The sequence below is a fragment of the Bradyrhizobium sp. AUGA SZCCT0431 genome (assembly GCF_018131065.1).
Classification (GTDB): domain Bacteria; phylum Pseudomonadota; class Alphaproteobacteria; order Rhizobiales; family Xanthobacteraceae; genus Bradyrhizobium.
Map to the genome: position 1 here is coordinate 92,536 of NZ_JAFCLR010000008.1, position 16,642 is coordinate 109,177.

A 16,642-nucleotide genomic window follows, 5' to 3' on the forward strand; every position below is an offset into this window, starting at 1 on the left:
ACGGTGCTTGAAATCAGGACCAACTTGGTGGCGCCATGGATTCCGGGTTCGCGCTGCGCGCGCCCCGGAATGACGGGCTCACCCCACCTTCTGCGCCATGAACGCGCGCCAGCCGCCGAACGCGGAAATATCACGCGCGCCGCTCACCGCCGCCGGCTCGACCAAAAACCCCTTCACGCCACGGCCGTCGGCCAAACGAATGGTGCCGATCGACAGAGGCGGCGGGATTGCGGCGACGAACTTTCCGAATGAAGCCGCCGACAGCGCCCAGAGTTCGAGCTTGATCTGATATCCCGCGCCGGCCTCGACGCGCAGCATGCCGGGTTTGGGCGGCGTGGTGTCGAGCGCATAGAGCTTGTAGTCCGGCGCGGTCGAGGCTTCCTCCAGCAGGCGTCCACCGAGATCAGTCAGTTCGCCGTTCAGCGCCATACCGGAGAGATGCGCGCCGACCGCCGCGATCGCGATTTCGTCGCCGCTCAGTTGCGATGAGGGCGCTGCGAGCGGCGGCTGCGTCAGGCCCTTGGCGCCCATCTTCAGTCCGGTATCGGCATGGAAGGCGCGGCCGATGCTGGCGAGCTGCGCGTCATGTCCGGCGGGCGCGAGCAGCGTGATGCCGAACGGAATGCCGTCGGACCGCATCGCGGATGGAAGCGCCAGCCCGCAGAGATCGAGCAGGTTGACGAAATTAGTGTAGGTGCCGAGCCGGCTATTGAGCTCGATCGGATTGGCCAGCACCTGCGCGGTCGAATAGGCGGTCGGCGCGGTCGGCAGCACCAGCGCATCGATATTGCCGAAGGTGCGCTCGGCGACGCGTCGCAGCGCCTGCAAACGATAAAGCGCCGCAAACGTATCGGCCGCGGTTGGCCGCGCCCCGGCCACGGTGATCTCGCGCGTCACGGGATGAATCGAATCCGGCGATGATGCCAGGAGATCGCGGATCACCAGATAACGCTCGGCGACCCAGGGTCCCTCATAGAGCAGCCGTGCGGTTTCATAAAACGGCTCGAGATCGAATTCCACCAGGGTTGCGCCAAGCGATATCAAGCGCTTCAGCGCTTCGCCATAGGCCTGCTCCGACTCACGGTCACCGAAGAAGACCAATTGACCGCTGCGGGGAACGCCGAGCCGGAGCTGTCCGGGGAAAGCCGTGACCGCGCCGAGCGGCCGGTTGCGTGAAAACGGATCGGCGTCATCAGGACCGCCCATCGCTGATAGTGCCGTCACGGCGTCGTCCACCGTGAGCGCGAACACCGAAACGCAATCCAGCGTGCGGCAGGCCGGCACCATTCCGGCATTGGAGATCAGCCCGAGGCTCGGCTTCAACCCGACGATGTTGTTGAGCATCGCCGGCACGCGTCCGCTTCCTGCGGTGTCGGTGCCGAGCGCGAGCGGCACTAACCCGGCTGACACCGCGACCGCCGATCCCGAACTCGATCCGCCTGGGATGAGATCGTTGCGGACCGGGTTGACCGGAATGCCATAGGGCGAGCGCACGCCGACGAGGCCGGTTGCAAACTGATCGAGATTGGTCTTGCCGATGATGATGGCGCCGGCCGCGCGCAGTTTTGCGACCGCGGTCGAGTCCCGCGTCGGCAAGTAGGAAAAGGCCGGGCAGGCGGCCGTGGTCGGCAGGCCCAGCGCATCGATATTGTCCTTCACCGCGACCGGCACGCCCAGCAGCGGAAGCGTCGCCGGATCGTTTGCGCTCAGCGCTTGCGCCTCCGCCAGCGCGTCCTTTTCGTCGCGCAGGGAGATGAAAATCGCGGGATCGTTGTGGTCGTGGATGCGCTGATAGCTGCGCGCGACGGTTTGCGCCGGCGTCATGGTGCCGGCGCGGTGCGCGGCGACGATCGCAGCAACGGTTTCAGTCACGTGATGCCCCGTCCTGGGTTGGCTGAGGTCAGTCACCATTGACTTACCAAAGCGAGGAGTTCCATCCGGATTGAAGCAAGCGATGTGCCATTGTGTACAATTAGGGGTGCGATCGGAGAAGTTAAAATAGGCATGTAATATCTGTGGTTTAATCTTATTGCCGGGAGCCGATGCGGACTCGCTCTCGAGGCACGAAGCTTTGCGACTGCCTAATTTATGGGCGTCATCGTTGATCTCGAAATCACTGGCTGAAGCGAACCGGGGCGAGCGCCTTCCGCGGCCAGCTTTCAATGTAGTCCAGCAGACGCCCGGCGGCTCCGGCGGCGGCCTCGGCATCACCGCGGGCTAAATCATCCGCCAAGGAACTGGAGCTAGCGATGTCATACTCATTCGACCGCCACCACGATATTCTGATCGAGGCGCCGCCGGAGGCGATTTACGACTACGTCTGCAATCCGAATTCCTGGCCGGAATGGCTGAGGACAAGGCGTTTACCGCGCAGTCCAATTGTCCCGAAGGCGCGATCGTCGTCGAGGATAACGCCGAACGCTGAGGCAAAAAGGCCCGAGGCTAAGCGCCCGCGCGTTCAGGTGAACGCCGCCAGAATCCGCAGCAGGTGCTCCCGGTTCTCGGCCCCGATCTTCTCGGCCACATGACGTTCATGTTCGGCCGCGAGCAGCTTGAACTGCCGCAGCGATGCCTGGCCTCGCGCGGTCAGATGCAGCGCGTGGGAACGACGGTCGGTCCTGGATTGGACGCGCCGCACCAGCTTGCGGTCTTCGAGACTGTCCAGGAGGTGCACCAGCCGGGCGCGCTCGATCCCGAGCCGTTTGGCGACCGCCATCTGGCTCAGACCCGGATTGGCGCCGATCACCGTCAGCACCGAATACTGCGTCGGCTTGATATCGACCGCCGCCAGCGTCCGGATGAAATCCTGAAAGATCCAGATCTGGAAGCGCCGCACCGCGTAGCCGGCATGGCCGACCAGCCCGTCGAGGCCGACCTCGATATCCTGCTCCTGGTGGCGTGCCTTGCCATTTCCGCCACGCTTGCCGTTCGCGGAAACTGGGGCTTTCAAGGCTGGTTGGGCCGCTCTGCTCGACACATGTTTCTCCCCGCGTCGCTCTCCTTCTAGCGCTTTGCGGCCGGGAAGGAAATATTGTTGTTGACGACAACAATTGTTGCGACCAACAATATGCGCAAGAGCGGCCCAAAGAGGCCGGCGGCCGATGGGCCGCGCGAGGAGGAAACCGATGACGACAGCCGCCACAGGTCGCGACCAATCCGAAGCGCTGTTTGCGAAGCCCGCGATCTCTGCCGATCGTCGCACGGACGGCAGCATCATCCTGAAATCGACGGTGCCGCTGAAGCCAGGCGCGCGCTGCGTCGGCGACTGGCTGGAACATTGGGCTCGGCAGACGCCGGAGCGGATTTTCCTCGCCGACCGCAAGACGCCAGATGCGCCGTGGAACACGGTCACTTATGCCGGTGCATTGCGGCAGGTTCGCTCGGCCGCGGCGTGGATTCTGGCGCAGGGGCTAAGCGCGGAACGGCCATTGGTGATCCTGTCCGATAACAGCGTCGATCACGCGCTGTTCGCGCTGGCCGCCCAGCATGTCGGCGTGCCCTCGGCGGCGATCTCGCCGGCCTATTCGCTGATGTCCAGGGATTTCGACAAGCTCAAGGGCATGATCAAGCTGCTCGGGCCCGGCGCGATCTACGTCTCCAGCGTCAAACCATTCGCGGCGGCGCTCGCGGCGATCGCACCGCTGCATTCGTCAAAAGTTGTCAGCAGCGATCCCAGCGACGGCGACGTGATCCCATTCCCAGAGATCGCGGCGACACCGGAAACCCCGGTCGTCGAAAAAGCCTTCAAGGCCGTCACGCCGGACACAATTGCCAAGTTCCTGTTCACCTCGGGTTCGACCGGCACGCCGAAGGCTGTGATCAACACCCAGCGCATGCTGACCTCGAGCCAGCAGGCCAAGGCGCAAACCTGGACGTTCCTGGAAGCGGCGCGCGACGATCTCGTGATCCTCGACTGGCTGCCGTGGAGCCATACGTTCGGCGCCAACCACAATTTCAATCTCGTGCTGCGCAATGGCGGCTCGCTCTATGTCGACGGCGGCAAGCCGGCGCCGGGGCTGTTCGCGACTTCGCTGGCGAACCTGCGCAGCGTGATGCCGACGGTGTATTTCAACGTGCCGCGCGGTTTCGACATGCTGATCGCGGCGCTGCGCAGTGACGAGGAGCTGCGCCAAAAATTCTTTGGCGAGGTGAAGTTCGCCTTCTATGCGGGCGCCGCGCTGCCGCAGAATCTCTGGGATGCGCTGGAGGAACTCTCGATCAAAACCAGCGGCTGCGCGCTGCCGATGGTGTCGGCCTGGGGCTCGACCGAAACCTCGCCGCTCGCGACCGACTGCCATTTCCAGGCCAAGCGTTCCGGCAATATCGGCGTGCCGATATCAGGCACGGAACTGAAGCTGGTGCCGTCAGGCGACAAGCTCGAAGTGCGGGTGCGCGGCCCGAATGTCACGCCCGGCTACTGGAAGGCGCCGGAACTCACCGCGCAGGCGTTCGATGTGGAAGGCTTTTATTTGATCGGCGACGCGGTGACCTTTGCCGATCCCGAGCGGCCAGAACTCGGATTGTTTTTCGACGGCCGCGTCGCCGAGGATTTCAAGCTCAACTCCGGCACCTGGGTCAATGTCGGCACGCTGCGCGTCGCCGGCATCGCAGCACTCGCGCCGCTGGCGCAGGACATTGTCGTCACCGGCCATGGCGGCGATGAGGTCCGTTTTCTGGTGTTCCCCAACATCGCCGCTTGTCGTGCCCATGCCGGTCTGCCCGACAACGCCCGCGCCGACGAGGTCATCGGCCACGAAAAAGTTCGCGCCGCGATCGGGCAGGGTCTCGCGAAACTGAAAGCGCAGGGCGGCAACTCGTCCGGCCACGCCACGCGGGCGCTGCTGCTGGCCGAACCTGCTTCCGTCGACGGCGGTGAGATCACCGACAAGGGCTACATCAACCAGCGCGCGGTGCTGACCCGGCGGGCAGGCGCGGTGGCGACGCTGGACGACGGCGCGTCGACCGAGTGGATCGGCTGCGCCGGCTAAGCGTCAAGAGGCGTCGCTTCGCGAAAGTTCGCGCCGGTAGGCCTCGACCAGCCGCGTCAACATGTGAAGAAATGCCGCCCGCTCTGGCTTGCTGAGCGGGGCGAGCGTGTGTTCATTGAAGATCTCGCCAGCCCGGCTTGCCTCATCGGCCCGCCTTTGCCCGGCCGCGCTGAGCGAAAGCTCGACCGCGCGCTTGTCGCGGGACGATCGCTTCCGCCTCACGATGCCGGCCTCTTCCATGGCAGACAGGATCTTCACGAGGTTGGGCAGTTGCATCTTGAGCACGGCGGCGAGTTCGCTCTGCGTCACGGCCTCGTTGTCGCGCACGGTCATGAGGATGGAATATTCGACCGGCGACACTTCCAGCGCCTGGAAGTGCCGGAAGAAAGCTTCGAAATTCAGCAGCTGCAGGATCCGGATCATGAACCCGGGCGTCTGCTGTAACGCGCTCAGATCGAGCGACTTTTTCCTGTCATCAGCGGTTTCAGCCAGCGGGGATTTTTTCGCCGCGGCGCGGCTGCGGGTCTTTTGCATTTGTTCGGTGATTCCCGGTCGAGATTGACTCTCCGAAAAATACTTATATTATATAAGTAATTTCGGCAGCGTGAAGATTGCCTTTTGGAGTTGTAAACACAGGGAGGTCCGGATGGGTCATGTTTTTTCGCGGCTGAAGACGCCGCTGGTTGCTGCGGCCGCGGTCCTGCTCGTCTCGGGCGCGCAGGCGCAGGAAAAAGTCCGCATCGGTATCCTGAACGATCAGTCCGGCGTGTTCGCGACCTATCAGGGCATCGGTTCGGTGGTCGCGGCCCAGATGGCGGTCGAGGATTACGGCGGCAAGGCCGCCGGCAAGGTCGTCGAGGTGGTCGCGGCCGATCACCAGAACAAGCCTGACATCGGCGTCGGCATCGCGCGGCGCTGGTATGAAAACGAAAGCGTCGATGCGATCTTTGATCTGCCGAACTCGGCGATCGCGCTCGCGGTCGCAGGCATCAGCGAACAGAAAAACAAGGTGTTCATCGGCTCCGGCGCCGGAACCGTGCTGCTGACCGGCGCGAAATGCACCCCCAACACCGTGCACTGGACCTACGACACCTACGCCTATGGCCACGGGCTCGGCAAGGCGGTGGTGGCGAAGGGCGGCAAGAAATGGTTCTTCCTGACCGCCGACTATGCGTTCGGTCACGATCTCGAAAAGCAGGCGATGGAAGCGGTCAAGGCCGCCGGCGGCGAGGTGGTCGGCGCCGTCCGCCATCCGCTGGGGACGGCGGATTACGCCTCCTTCCTGCTGCAGGCGCAAGGCTCGGGCGCCGATATCGTCGGTATCGCCAATGCCGGCGACGACACCATTACGTCGATGAAGCAGGCGGCCGAATTCGGCCTCACCCAGAAGCAGAAGCTGGTCGGCCTGATCCTCGGCATGAACGGGTTGCCGGCGTTGACGCTGAAGGCGGCGCAGGGCGCGCAGATCATGAATCCGTTCTACTGGGATCTGAACGACGGCACCCGCAGCTTCGCCAAGCGCTTCTCCGAGCGCCATCCGCAGAAGAATTATCCGAACGACATGCAGGCCGGCGTCTATGCCTCGGTGATTCATTACCTCAAGGCCGTCGACAAGGCCGGCGGCGCCACCGACGGCAAGGCGGTTGTCGAAGCGATGAAGGCGATGCCGACCGACGATCCCCTGTTCGGCAAGGGTTTCATTCGCGCGAATGGACGAAAAATCCATCCGCTCTACCTGCTCGAGGTCAAGAAGCCGGATGAGTCGCAGTCGAAATGGGATCTTTTGAAAGTGGTCGGCACGATCAAAGGCGAGGACGCGTTCCGGCCCGAGAAGGACGGCGGCTGTCCGCTGTCGAAATAGACGGCGCGCCGCAGCGTGCGATCATCGTCAGGGTCTGGCCGAAAAGCAGCCAGTACTCTCTGAGCCTTCCTTTAGCTGTCAGATCCCTTTTTCGTCATGGCCGGGCACAGCCGTCTGCAGGACGGCGTCGCTTCCGCTCGCCTATGCCCGGCCATCCACGTCTTTCTTGCTTAATGGGTGCAAAGACGTGGATGCCCGGCACCCGTCTCCGCCAAGGCTTCGACGGGGCCACGAGTGGTCGGCCCGCCGAAGCTTTAGCGAAGGCGGCAAGGCCTGGCATGACGAGCGTAGCCAGCAATCAGGCCAAAGTTCCCGACCAAGCATTTCGTTGCCTAAGCAACACTCTATTGTTGCCATGGCAACTAATTCGTGCCAGTCTAGCGATCAATGATGGCCGCAGAAGCAGTCCGACTGCCGGGTCTCGCAGGGAGGTATGGATGCCCGAAAGCAAAAGCGGGTCACGGAACGCGGCCGCGTCATCCGCCGCGCGGACCGGCGCGCTTCACATGAAATGGTCGTTGCAGGGCCGCCTACGGGCCGCCGACGCCCTTGACGGCATCGAGATTGCCGTGGACGCGGCGCAGCAGGTCGATCAGCACCTCCCGCTCGTCCTTGCGCAGGACGGACAGCAGCCGTCGTTCGCGTTCGAGCGCGGCGACGATGACCTTGTCGTGGGTCGCGCGTCCCTTCGCGGTCAGCGATATCGAATGGGTGCGTCCGTCGTCCGGGGCGGTCCGGATCGCAACCAGGCCGCGTTTCTGCAGCATCGACAGGGTGCGGCTGACCGGCCCTTTGTCGAAGCCGATCACGTGGCAGATCCGCGAGGCCGGAATGCCGGGCTCGATCGCCAGCAGCGACATGATCCGCCATTCCGTGACGTTGACGCCGAAATTGCGCTGATAGAACGCCGTGGCGCTGTTCGAGAGCTTGTTGGCGATGAAGGTGATGAACGCCGGAACATAGCGCTCGAGATCGAGGGTCGGGCCGTCATCGGCATCTGCGACCTCCGCCGGTCTCGGCCGGCGCGCATTCCTGGCGGGTGGTTGACTGCTCATGTCCCTGATCATCGCTGCAAACGCTAGCCTTGAGAGATAGAGACATGCGCCAGCTCTTTACAAGAACAAACTTTGGGAGGTCGGAATGAGTGCATCAGGCTTCACGCCATCGGCAGGCGTGCCGCATCTGGACATCGATCCGTTCTCGATCGAGTTCTTCGAAGACCCGCATCCCGCCCACGAGGTGCTCCGGGAAGCCGGGCCGGTCGTTTGGTTCGACAAATGGAACGTCTACGGCGTCGCTCGCCATGCCGAGGTCCATGCCGTGCTCAACGATCCCCTGACCTTCTGCTCCAGCCGCGGCGTCGGCCTGAGCGACTTTGCGAAGGAAAAGGCCTGGCGGCCGCAAAGCATCATTCTGGAGGCCGATCCGCCGGAACATGCGCGCACGCGGGCGGTGCTGAGCCGGGTGCTCTCGCCGACGGTCATGAAGCAATTGCGCGGCAGCTTTGTCGCAGCCGCCGAATCCAGGGTGGAAGCGCTGCTCGCCAAAGGCAGCTTCGACGCCATTGCCGATCTCGCCGAGGCCTATCCGCTGTCCGTGTTTCCCGATGCGCTCGGGCTCAAGCCAGAGGGGCGCGAAAACCTGCTGCCCTATGCGAGCCTCGTCTTCAATTCGTTCGGGCCGCCGAACAAGCTGCGCCAGGACGCGATCGAGCGCTCGGCGCCGCATCAGGCCTATGTCGCCGAACAATGCCAGCGTGAGAATCTCGCGCCCGGCGGTTTCGGCGCCTGCATCCATGCCCGCGCCGATGCCGGTGATATCACGGCCGCGGAAGCACCGCTTCTGGTGCGCTCGCTGCTCAGCGCCGGCCTCGATACCACGGTCAACGGCATCGGCGCTGCGGTCTATTGCCTGGCGCGCTTTCCCGAGCAATGGGCGCGGCTGCGGAGCGACCCGACGCTGGCGCGCAACGCCTTTGAGGAGGCGGTGCGGTTCGAAAGCCCGGTGCAGACGTTTTTCCGGACCACGACACGTGACGTCGAGATCAGCGGGTCGCGGATCGGCGAGGGCGAGAAGATCCTGATGTTCCTCGCCGCCGCCAACCGCGATCCGCGGCGATGGGACCGGCCTGACGAATATGACGTGACGCGCAAGACCAGTGGCCACGTCGGCTATGGCTCCGGCATCCACATGTGCGTCGGCCAGCTGGTCGCGCGGCTGGAAGGCGAGGCGGTGCTTTCGGCGCTGGCAAAACGGGTCAGCGCGATCGAGATCACGGGGCCGGCGACGCGGCGTTTCAACAACACGCTGCGGGGCCTCGAAAGCCTGCCCGTGTCAATCAAAGCAGCGTGAGCCTGATCATGCCGACCATCATTTTCAATCGTCCCGACAACCGTTCCGAACGCATCGACGCGAGCGCCGGCGCCAGCGTCATGCAGGTCGCAACCACGCACGGCGTCGACGAGATCGTGGCCGAGTGCGGCGGCAACGCCATGTGCGCGACCTGCCATGTCTATGTCGATGAGGGCTGGGTCGCGCGGCTTACGCCCATGAGCGAGGAAGAGGATGAACTGCTCCATGGCGTCGCCGCCGAGCGGCTGCCCAACAGCCGGCTGTCCTGCCAGATCAAGATCACGCCGGAGCTTGACGGCCTCGTCGTGCGGCTGCCGGATCGGCAGATCTGAATTCAAACCCGGCGCAGTCCGGGAACAACAACGATCACATCCATAGGGAGAGAACGATGAAGAATATCAGGGTCTATCTGGCGCTCGCGCTATCCTGCGCCGCGTTCGGACCGGCGCGGGCGGAGATTTCCGAAAATGTCGTCCGGATCGGCGTGCTCAACGACATCTCCGGCATCTTCCAGGACACCAACGGCATGGGGTCGGTGGAAGCTGCGAGGATGGCGGCGGAAGATTTTGGCGGCGGGGCTAAGAACATCAAGGTCGAGATCGTCTATGCCGATCACCAGAACAAGGCCGACGTCGGCTCGGCGATCGCGCGCAAATGGCTCGATGTCGATGGCGTCGACGCCATTGTCGACGTGCCCAATTCGGCCGTCGGCCTCACCATCAACTCGCTGCTGCGCGATTCCCGCATGACGTTCCTGGCGTCGTCGACGGCGAGTTCTGACCTCACCGGCAAGGCCTGTTCGCCGAACACCATTCAGTGGGTCAACGACGTCTGGGCCACCGGCAACGCCACGGCGGCGGCGATGGTCGGGCGCGGCGGCAAGGAATGGTATTTCGTCACAGTCAATTTTGCGCTCGGCCAGGGCATCGAGGCCGAGGCCACCAGCTACATCGAAAAGCACGGCGGCAAGGTACTGGGCTCGGCCCGGCATCCGCTCGGCACGTCCGACTTCGCCTCGCTGTTGCTGCAGGCGCAGAACTCCAAGGCCAAGGTGATCGGGCTTGCCAATGCCGGCGGCGACACCATCAACGCGGTGAAGCAGGCGGCCGAGTTCGGCATCCAGCAGGGCGGCCAGACCATGGTGGCGTTCTTGCTGTTCGTCAACGATGTGCACGGCATGGGTTTGAAGGTCGCCCAGGGCCTGCAACTGCTGGAGGCGTTTTACTGGGACATGGATGACGACACCCGCGCGTTCGCAAAGCGCTTTGCGGCGCGGCCCGGCATGAACGGCAAGATGCCGAGCGGCAACCAGGCCGGCGTCTATGCCTCCACGCTCGCCTATCTCAACGCGGTGGCGGCGACCGGCAGCGATCACGCCAAGGACGCCGTGCCGCAGATGAAGAAGTTCAAGGGCAAGGACAAGCTGTTCGGCGACGTCACCATCCGCCAGGACGGCCGCGTCATCCACCCGATGTATCTGTTCGAGGTGAAGAAGCCGGCGGAGTCGAAATATCCGTATGATTATTACAAGCTGGTTTCGACGATTCCCGCCGAGCAGGCGTTCCGGCCGATGGCCGATGGCGGGTGCTCGCTGGTGAAGTGAGTCGACCGAAAATGCGGCCACACCGTCATTGCGAGCGCAGCGAAGCAATCCATCTGGCTACGTGAAGAAAGAATGGATTGCTTCGTCGCGGAGCCTGTCATCGGGCGCGCATTCGCGCGACCCGTTGGCTCCTCGCAATGACGGAAGGGAGCGGTTAATTTGGCTCACCCCGTCACCTTGCTCGAGCCCTGCGTGATCAGCCGCGCCGCGCGCTGATTCCTGGCGTGGATCCAGAGCCAGCTCATGGCGACGCTGAGCCGGTGGCGCAGGCCGATCAGGAAATAAATGTGGGCGATGCCCCAGATCCACCAGGCGAGATTGCCGCGCAGCTTCATCCAGCCGAAATCGATCACCGCCTTGCGCTTGCCGATTTGCGCCAGGCTGCCGGCATGTTTGTAGCGGAACGGCGGCAGCGTGCCGCCGCCGAGCCGCGCCTTGATGAGGGCTGCGACGTAGCGGCCCTGCTGCTTGGCCGCCGGCGCAATGCCGGGCACCGGATTTCCGCTCGCATCTGCAATCGTTGCGGTGTCACCCACAGCGAAGATATCGGGATGGCCGGGTACAGTAAGGTCCGGCAGCACCTGCACGCGGTAGGCGCGATCGGCGGGCGCGCCGAGCCATTCGGCCGCGCGCGAGGCACGCACGCCCGCGGCCCAGATGATGGTTTTCGCGTCGAGCCTGTTGTCGCCATAGACCACGCCATCGATGCTGCATTCCGTCACCGGCTTTCCCAGCATCACTTCGACGCCGAGGCCCTCAAGCGAGGTTTGTGCGTAGGCCGAGAGATCGTCGGGAAAGCCCGCGAGCACGCGAGGACCTGCCTCGATCAGCACCACGCGCGCCTTGCTGGTGTCGATGTTACGGAAATCCTGCGGCAGCGTGTCCTTGGCGAGGTCGGCAATGGTGCCGGCGAGCTCGACGCCGGTGGGACCCGCGCCGATGATGACGAAAGTCAGCAGCGCGGCGCGCCGCGCCGGATCGGTCTCGCGTTCGGCGCGCTCGAAAGCGACCAGGATGCGCCGCCGCAGCGTGGTGGCGTCCTCCAGCGTTTTCAGCCCAGGTGCGAACGGTTCCCATTCGTCATGGCCGAAATAGGCGTGGCGCGCACCGGTGGCAAGGATCAGCGTGTCATAGGGCAGCGCTTCGCCGTCATCGAGCAGCACCCGCTTGCCGGCGGCGTCGACGCCATTGACGTTGGCGAACAGCGTCGTGACATCGGGCCGGTCGCGCAAGAGATAACGGATCGGCCAGGCGATCTCGGAGGTCGCCAACGATGCGGTGGCAACTTGATAGAGCAGCGGCTGGAACAAATGGTGGTTGCGCCGGTCGATCAGCGTGATTTTCACCGCTGCGCCGGCAAGCCCGAAGGCGGCTTCCAGCCCGCCGAAACCGGCGCCGACGATCACCACGTGGTGCTGACGTTTCGGCGCGCTCGTCATGGAATCCAGCCTCGGTTCGAGATGTCCCCGTGCCCTCATTATGTAGTTATTTGTGCACTGCTTCCAAGAGAAGCTTCAAGGCGTGTTTGCTAATCGACCGATAGCGAAAGCGCATCGTGAGGGGTGAAACCCATGGCTGAAAATATTCTTTTCAAGCCTGCATCCTTTGCCCACCGCCAGACGTCCTTGAGTCGAGCTGCCACGTTCCGCAGCACCCAAGCCAAGGAGAAGCACATGAAACGGACCCTGATCAGGTATAAAACAAAACCTGAAATGACTGAGAAGAACGCCGAACTGGTCGCGGCGGTGTTTGCCGAATTGAAGGCGTCGCAGCCGGAGGGCACCCGTTATCTCTCGCTGCGGCTGGAAGACGATACGTTCATCCATTTCGTCGAGACCACGGCCGACGACGGCGCCAGCGCGTTGCCCAAACTGGCATCGTTTGCCGCCTTCCAGAGTGGTATTCGGGAGCGTTGTGCTGAACCGCCGCTGGCGCGCGCCGTTACCATCGTCGGCAATTATCGGATGCTGGGCGAGGCGTGAGGTCTTCGGAAGCGAGAATGACAGAGATACCGGAAGCTTCGCCAGCCGTGACGGATATCGATGCGCTTTTGGTCGCGCTGCGGCCAAAACTGCATCGCTATTGCGCGCGCATGGTGGGTTCGGTGATCGACGGCGAGGACGTGCTGCAGGACGCGCTGATCAAGGCGGTGGAAGCCTTGTCAGCCGCTGGGCCGATCGGCAACCCCGAGGGTTGGCTGTTCCGGATCGCGCACAACACCGCGCTGGACTTTTTGCGTAGGCGCAAGCGCCAGGAGGCGCTTCATTCGGTTGCGGAGGTGGACATGATGGCCGACCAGCTCGATGCCGTGTTGAGCCGCCAGATCGCCAGCGCCAGCCTGCGCACCTTCATGCGCCTCAGTGTGACGCAACGATCGAGCGTCATCCTGATGGACGTCCTCGGCTGCTCCTTGGCGGAAATCTGCGCGATCATGGATGTGAGCCTTGCCGCCGCCAAGGCCGCGCTGGTTCGTGGCCGCGCGCAGCTCCGAAAATATGCCGACGAGCCTGACGACGCGCCGCAGCCGAAATTGTCCGACGCCGATCGCAAGCGGCTCGGCGCCTATGTAGCCCATTTCAATGCGCGGGATTTCAACGCCATCCGCGCCATGATTGCCGATGACGTGCGGCTCGATCTCGTCAGCAAGACCCGCATGACCGGCAAGGCCGAAGTGTCGCGTTACTTCGGCAATTATTCCAAAGTCAGCGACTGGCATCTGGTGCCTGGCCTGGTGGAGGGGCAACCGGCGGTTCTGGTGTTCGATCCGAACGAGCCCAATTCAAAACCGAAATATTTCATGCTGCTGAACTGGTCGGCCGACAAGGTCGCCACCATCAGGGATTTCCGCCACGCGCCCTACATCATCGATGGCGCGGAATATCTGGTTTGAACAACTGCGCGCGTCCTGGACCAGCGCAAAGGGATGATCGTTACGCGGACGACGGCCACACGGTCGACGCTTCGATGATCGCGGCGGTTCGCCGGTAATGCTCGGCCAGGTAACGCACGGCGTCTTCGCTGCGGCGGAGCGTGGCGTCCATGATTTGCTGATGTTCGGCGGCAACGTCGCGCGCCTGCGTTCCCGCCACCCGGCCGACCAGGCACGGCAGCCGGTAGCGCTGGGTTTCGACATAGAGCTGGTCGGCCAGGTCGAGCAGCCGCGGCGACCCGCAATGGGCGATCAGCGCCCGATGGAATTGATAGTGCCGCTCGTCCATCGCGTGCATGTCGACGGCGTCCACTTCGCCGGAGAGGCGCGATTGCCGTTCGGCCTGCAGGCTGAGCGCATGGAAGGCGGCCACGATGCCGGCTTCCCAATCATCGTCGCCGCCCTGCATCGATCGGCGCAGCGCTTCGGATTCGATCAGGATGCGGGTTTCCGTCGCGTCCTTCATTTCCTCGCGCGACAGCGGCGCGACGGAAAAGCCGCGTAGCGCCGTCGAGAACACCAGACGCTCGGACTGCAGCCGCATCAACGCCTCGCGCAGCGGCGAAAAGCTCAGGCCATAGCGCTGCTTCAGCGCTTCGAGCCGCAGCGGCTTGCCCGCGCCGAGCACACCGGAGACGATATCGGTGCGCAGACGCTGATAGGCCACCTCGCTCAATGTTCCGGGCTCGCCAGTTCCTTCGCTGACGATCCGGCGGTCGCCTGCCACAACTGCCATTTTTGCTGCTTTCGCGGTCACCATTCGCGGATTCGATTTCTTTCGAAAATTTGCTATTGCTTCGAAGATATATCTCATTTTATATGATTGGCAACCCAGGGAGAGCGAAATGGCAACAGGACGCCGCGAAAACCACCGGGAAGACGTCGCCGGGCGCGCCAATGTCGAGGACACCCCGGAACTGCTCGCCTATTACGACGAGCTGGAAAATCTGGATGCGGGTGCGCTGTGGACGGTCGCCAACAAGATCGAGCCCTGGCAGCCCAAGTCGTCATCCGTCCCTGTGCTTTGGCGCTATGAGGATCTGCGCCGGCATGTGCTGCGGTCCGTCGAGCTGGTGTCTCCCGAAAAGGCCGGCCGGCGTGTCATCTATCTGAACAATCCCGGACGTCGCGACCACGCTGCCGCCGTCGGCTGGCTGTATTCCGGCCTGCAGGTGATGCACCCCGGAGAGGTTGCCTCTGCCCATGCGCACTCAGCCTCTGCGCTGCGCTTCATCATGGAAGGCGAGGGCGCCTACACCATCGTCGATGGTCACAAGCTCACGCTCGGCGCCAATGATTTCGTGCTGACGCCTAACGGCACGTGGCACGAGCATGGTGTTTCCAGCGATGGCACGCCGTGCATCTGGCAGGATGGTCTCGACATCCCGCTCGTGAACACGCTCGAAGCCAATTTCTACGCGGTGCATCCGAAGATGCAGCAGGAAGTCGGTTATCCCGTCGACGACATGAGCCACGCCTGGGGCAATCCGGGCCTGCGTCCCGCGGGCGCCGAATGGACGCGCGGATATTCACCGCTGCTGAAATACGAGTGGGGCCCAACCTACGAGGCGCTGCAACGCTACGGCAAGGCCTCGGAAGGCTCGCTCTATGACGGCGTGCTGATGAACTACGTCAATCCCGTCACCGGCGGTCCTGTGATGCAGACGATCGGGGCGTCGATGCAGATGCTGCGGCCCGGCGAGGCCACAAAGGCTCATCGTCACACCGGCAGTTTCATCTACCAAGTCGCAAAGGGAAGCGGTCACTCGATCATCGACGGCAAGCGCTTCGACTGGAAGGAGCGCGACATCTTCTGTGTTCCGTCCTGGTCCTGGCATGAGCATGTCAACGGATCGGATAGCGACGACGCCTGCCTGTTCACCTTCAACGATCTGCCTGTGATGCAGGCCCTCGGCCTGTATCGCGAGGAAGCCTATGGCGACAATCAAGGCCGGCAGCCGCTGACATCCTAGGGAAGCCAACCATGCGTCTTGTGACCTACCGCGCCAATGTCGAGGCGGCGGCCCGCCTCGGTGCCATCGTCGATGACCTGGTTGTGGACGTCGAGCGGATCGGCGCGCATGCAGGCGTCGCGCTTCCGTCCTCGATGCTCGATCTCATCGATCTCGGGCCGCCGGCGACGATGGCGCTGAAGAAGATCCTGAGCGAGCACGAAGGCCATTGGCCGGTCGGTACGGCGCGGCCGCTTGCCAATGTCAGGCTGCTGGCGCCGATCCCGCGGCCGCGCAAGAACATTTTCGGGATCGGGCTGAACTACGTCGAGCACGTCGCGGAATCGTCGCGCGCCCTCGACACGGCGAAGGAATTGCCGAAGCAGCCGATCATCTTCTCAAAGCCTCCGACCAGCGTGATCGGGCCCAATGAGGCCATCGAACACAACAGGACCATCACGCAGCAGCTCGATTGGGAAGTCGAACTCGCCGTTGTGATGGGGCGAACCGCGCGCCGGGTAAGCGAAGCGCAGGCGCTCGATTTCGTTTTCGGCTACAGCGTGATGATCGACGTCAGTGCGCGCGACAATCGCCGCGCCGGGCAGTGGATCTACTCCAAGGGCCAGGACACCTACGCGCCGTTCGGTCCGTGCATCGTGACATCAGATGAGATCGGCGATCCGCACGCGCTCGATCTCTGGCTCACGGTGAACGGCGTTGAAAAGCAGCGCTCCAACACGCGCCACATGCTGTTCAAGGTGCCGCTGCTGATATCGGACATTTCGGCCGCGATTACGCTCGAGCCGGGCGACATCATCGCGACCGGCACACCCGATGGCGTGGGCGCGGGGCGAACGCCGCAGGAATGGCTGTGGCCTGGCGATGTCGTGGAGGCGGAAGTGGCCGGCATCGGCCGGCTGCGTCATCCGGTCGTGGCGGTCTGAGCGCGGGGGCCGG

15 protein-coding genes are annotated in these 16,642 nt (G+C 63.6%); 9 read left to right on the forward strand and 6 right to left on the reverse strand.

Going from position 1 to position 16,642, the window contains the following annotated elements:
- Positions 1 to 78: 78 nt before the first annotated feature.
- The gene (gene atzF, locus JQ567_RS09585) at positions 79 to 1,911 is read right to left on the reverse strand and encodes an allophanate hydrolase (RefSeq protein ID WP_212438583.1); all 1,833 of its coding nucleotides are present in this window, start codon (positions 1,909 to 1,911) and stop codon (positions 79 to 81) included.
- Between the two features lie 547 nt (positions 1,912 to 2,458).
- The gene (locus JQ567_RS09590; protein ID WP_212438707.1) at positions 2,459 to 2,950 is read right to left on the reverse strand and encodes a MarR family transcriptional regulator; all 492 of its coding nucleotides are present in this window, start codon (positions 2,948 to 2,950) and stop codon (positions 2,459 to 2,461) included.
- A 175-nt stretch (positions 2,951 to 3,125) separates the two neighbouring features.
- Between JQ567_RS09590 and JQ567_RS09595 the strand changes: the two genes are divergently transcribed.
- Positions 3,126 to 4,988: a feruloyl-CoA synthase gene (locus JQ567_RS09595; protein WP_212438584.1), complete on the forward strand. Its 1,863-nt coding sequence runs from the start codon at positions 3,126 to 3,128 to the stop codon at positions 4,986 to 4,988.
- Between the two features lie 3 nt (positions 4,989 to 4,991).
- On the opposite strand, the gene JQ567_RS09600 is transcribed toward JQ567_RS09595, so the two are convergent.
- Positions 4,992 to 5,522: a MarR family winged helix-turn-helix transcriptional regulator gene (locus JQ567_RS09600; protein ID WP_212438585.1), complete on the reverse strand. Its 531-nt coding sequence runs from the start codon at positions 5,520 to 5,522 to the stop codon at positions 4,992 to 4,994.
- Positions 5,523 to 5,634: 112 nt separating this feature from the next.
- On the opposite strand from JQ567_RS09600, the gene JQ567_RS09605 reads away from it, so the two are divergent.
- Positions 5,635 to 6,849, forward strand: coding sequence for an ABC transporter substrate-binding protein (locus JQ567_RS09605; protein ID WP_212438586.1), 1,215 nt, complete (start codon positions 5,635 to 5,637; stop codon positions 6,847 to 6,849).
- Positions 6,850 to 7,379: 530 nt separating this feature from the next.
- Here the strand turns inward: JQ567_RS09605 and JQ567_RS09610 are convergent.
- Positions 7,380 to 7,904 (reverse strand): MarR family winged helix-turn-helix transcriptional regulator, encoded by a 525-nt coding sequence (locus JQ567_RS09610; protein WP_212438587.1) that lies wholly within the window; start codon positions 7,902 to 7,904, stop codon positions 7,380 to 7,382.
- Positions 7,905 to 7,989: 85 nt separating this feature from the next.
- Here JQ567_RS09610 and JQ567_RS09615 point away from each other — a divergent pair, with 85 nt between their 5' ends.
- The 3 genes from JQ567_RS09615 to JQ567_RS09625 are packed head-to-tail and all read left to right on the forward strand — an operon-like array spanning position 7,990 to position 10,804.
- A complete protein-coding gene (locus tag JQ567_RS09615) occupies positions 7,990 to 9,201 on the forward strand; it encodes a cytochrome P450 (RefSeq protein ID WP_212438588.1) in 1,212 nt (403 codons plus the stop codon).
- 8 nt (positions 9,202 to 9,209) lie between these two features.
- Complete coding sequence (locus JQ567_RS09620) at positions 9,210 to 9,533, forward strand: 2Fe-2S iron-sulfur cluster-binding protein (RefSeq protein WP_212438589.1); 324 nt, start codon at positions 9,210 to 9,212, stop codon at positions 9,531 to 9,533.
- 56 nt (positions 9,534 to 9,589) lie between these two features.
- The gene (locus tag JQ567_RS09625; RefSeq protein ID WP_212438590.1) at positions 9,590 to 10,804 is read left to right on the forward strand and encodes an ABC transporter substrate-binding protein; all 1,215 of its coding nucleotides are present in this window, start codon (positions 9,590 to 9,592) and stop codon (positions 10,802 to 10,804) included.
- Positions 10,805 to 10,968: 164 nt separating this feature from the next.
- Here JQ567_RS09625 and JQ567_RS09630 read toward each other — a convergent pair whose 3' ends face one another.
- Complete coding sequence (locus tag JQ567_RS09630; protein WP_212438591.1) at positions 10,969 to 12,243, reverse strand: NAD(P)/FAD-dependent oxidoreductase; 1,275 nt, start codon at positions 12,241 to 12,243, stop codon at positions 10,969 to 10,971.
- 132 nt (positions 12,244 to 12,375) lie between these two features.
- Between JQ567_RS09630 and JQ567_RS09635 the strand changes: the two genes are divergently transcribed.
- Together JQ567_RS09635 and JQ567_RS09640 are read left to right on the forward strand one after the other, a co-directional pair.
- Positions 12,376 to 12,786 carry a hypothetical protein gene (locus tag JQ567_RS09635; protein WP_409363586.1) on the forward strand — a complete coding sequence of 137 codons (411 nt, stop codon included), beginning with the start codon at positions 12,376 to 12,378 and terminating at the stop codon, positions 12,784 to 12,786.
- Positions 12,787 to 12,803: 17 nt separating this feature from the next.
- Positions 12,804 to 13,694 (forward strand): sigma-70 family RNA polymerase sigma factor, encoded by an 891-nt coding sequence (locus JQ567_RS09640; RefSeq protein ID WP_212438592.1) that lies wholly within the window; start codon positions 12,804 to 12,806, stop codon positions 13,692 to 13,694.
- 40 nt (positions 13,695 to 13,734) lie between these two features.
- Here JQ567_RS09640 and JQ567_RS09645 read toward each other — a convergent pair whose 3' ends face one another.
- On the reverse strand, positions 13,735 to 14,469 hold the full coding sequence (locus JQ567_RS09645; RefSeq protein ID WP_212438593.1) for a GntR family transcriptional regulator: 735 nt from the start codon (positions 14,467 to 14,469) through the stop codon (positions 13,735 to 13,737).
- A 109-nt stretch (positions 14,470 to 14,578) separates the two neighbouring features.
- On the opposite strand from JQ567_RS09645, the gene JQ567_RS09650 reads away from it, so the two are divergent.
- Complete coding sequence (locus tag JQ567_RS09650) at positions 14,579 to 15,706, forward strand: cupin domain-containing protein (RefSeq protein ID WP_212438594.1); 1,128 nt, start codon at positions 14,579 to 14,581, stop codon at positions 15,704 to 15,706.
- Positions 15,707 to 15,717: 11 nt separating this feature from the next.
- Positions 15,718 to 16,629 (forward strand): fumarylacetoacetate hydrolase family protein, encoded by a 912-nt coding sequence (locus JQ567_RS09655; protein ID WP_212438595.1) that lies wholly within the window; start codon positions 15,718 to 15,720, stop codon positions 16,627 to 16,629.
- Positions 16,630 to 16,642: the final 13 nt, after the last annotated feature.

What these genes read in the sequence shown, in the direction of transcription:
- JQ567_RS09605 (WP_212438586.1), top strand. Translation starts at nt 5,635, where the DNA reads ATGGGTCATGTTTTTTCGCGGCTGAAGACGCCGCTGGTTGCTGCGGCC.
- JQ567_RS09630 (WP_212438591.1), bottom strand. Translation starts at nt 12,243, where the DNA reads ATGACGAGCGCGCCGAAACGTCAGCACCACGTGGTGATCGTCGGCGCC.
- atzF (WP_212438583.1), bottom strand. Translation starts at nt 1,911, where the DNA reads ATGGTGACTGACCTCAGCCAACCCAGGACGGGGCATCACGTGACTGAA.
- JQ567_RS09600 (WP_212438585.1), bottom strand. Translation starts at nt 5,522, where the DNA reads ATGCAAAAGACCCGCAGCCGCGCCGCGGCGAAAAAATCCCCGCTGGCT.
- JQ567_RS09640 (WP_212438592.1), top strand. Translation starts at nt 12,804, where the DNA reads ATGACAGAGATACCGGAAGCTTCGCCAGCCGTGACGGATATCGATGCG.
- JQ567_RS09655 (WP_212438595.1), top strand. Translation starts at nt 15,718, where the DNA reads ATGCGTCTTGTGACCTACCGCGCCAATGTCGAGGCGGCGGCCCGCCTC.
- JQ567_RS09610 (WP_212438587.1), bottom strand. Translation starts at nt 7,904, where the DNA reads ATGAGCAGTCAACCACCCGCCAGGAATGCGCGCCGGCCGAGACCGGCG.
- JQ567_RS09645 (WP_212438593.1), bottom strand. Translation starts at nt 14,469, where the DNA reads ATGGCAGTTGTGGCAGGCGACCGCCGGATCGTCAGCGAAGGAACTGGC.
- JQ567_RS09620 (WP_212438589.1), top strand. Translation starts at nt 9,210, where the DNA reads ATGCCGACCATCATTTTCAATCGTCCCGACAACCGTTCCGAACGCATC.
- JQ567_RS09650 (WP_212438594.1), top strand. Translation starts at nt 14,579, where the DNA reads ATGGCAACAGGACGCCGCGAAAACCACCGGGAAGACGTCGCCGGGCGC.
- JQ567_RS09635 (WP_409363586.1), top strand. Translation starts at nt 12,376, where the DNA reads ATGGCTGAAAATATTCTTTTCAAGCCTGCATCCTTTGCCCACCGCCAG.
- JQ567_RS09615 (WP_212438588.1), top strand. Translation starts at nt 7,990, where the DNA reads ATGAGTGCATCAGGCTTCACGCCATCGGCAGGCGTGCCGCATCTGGAC.
- JQ567_RS09595 (WP_212438584.1), top strand. Translation starts at nt 3,126, where the DNA reads ATGACGACAGCCGCCACAGGTCGCGACCAATCCGAAGCGCTGTTTGCG.
- JQ567_RS09625 (WP_212438590.1), top strand. Translation starts at nt 9,590, where the DNA reads ATGAAGAATATCAGGGTCTATCTGGCGCTCGCGCTATCCTGCGCCGCG.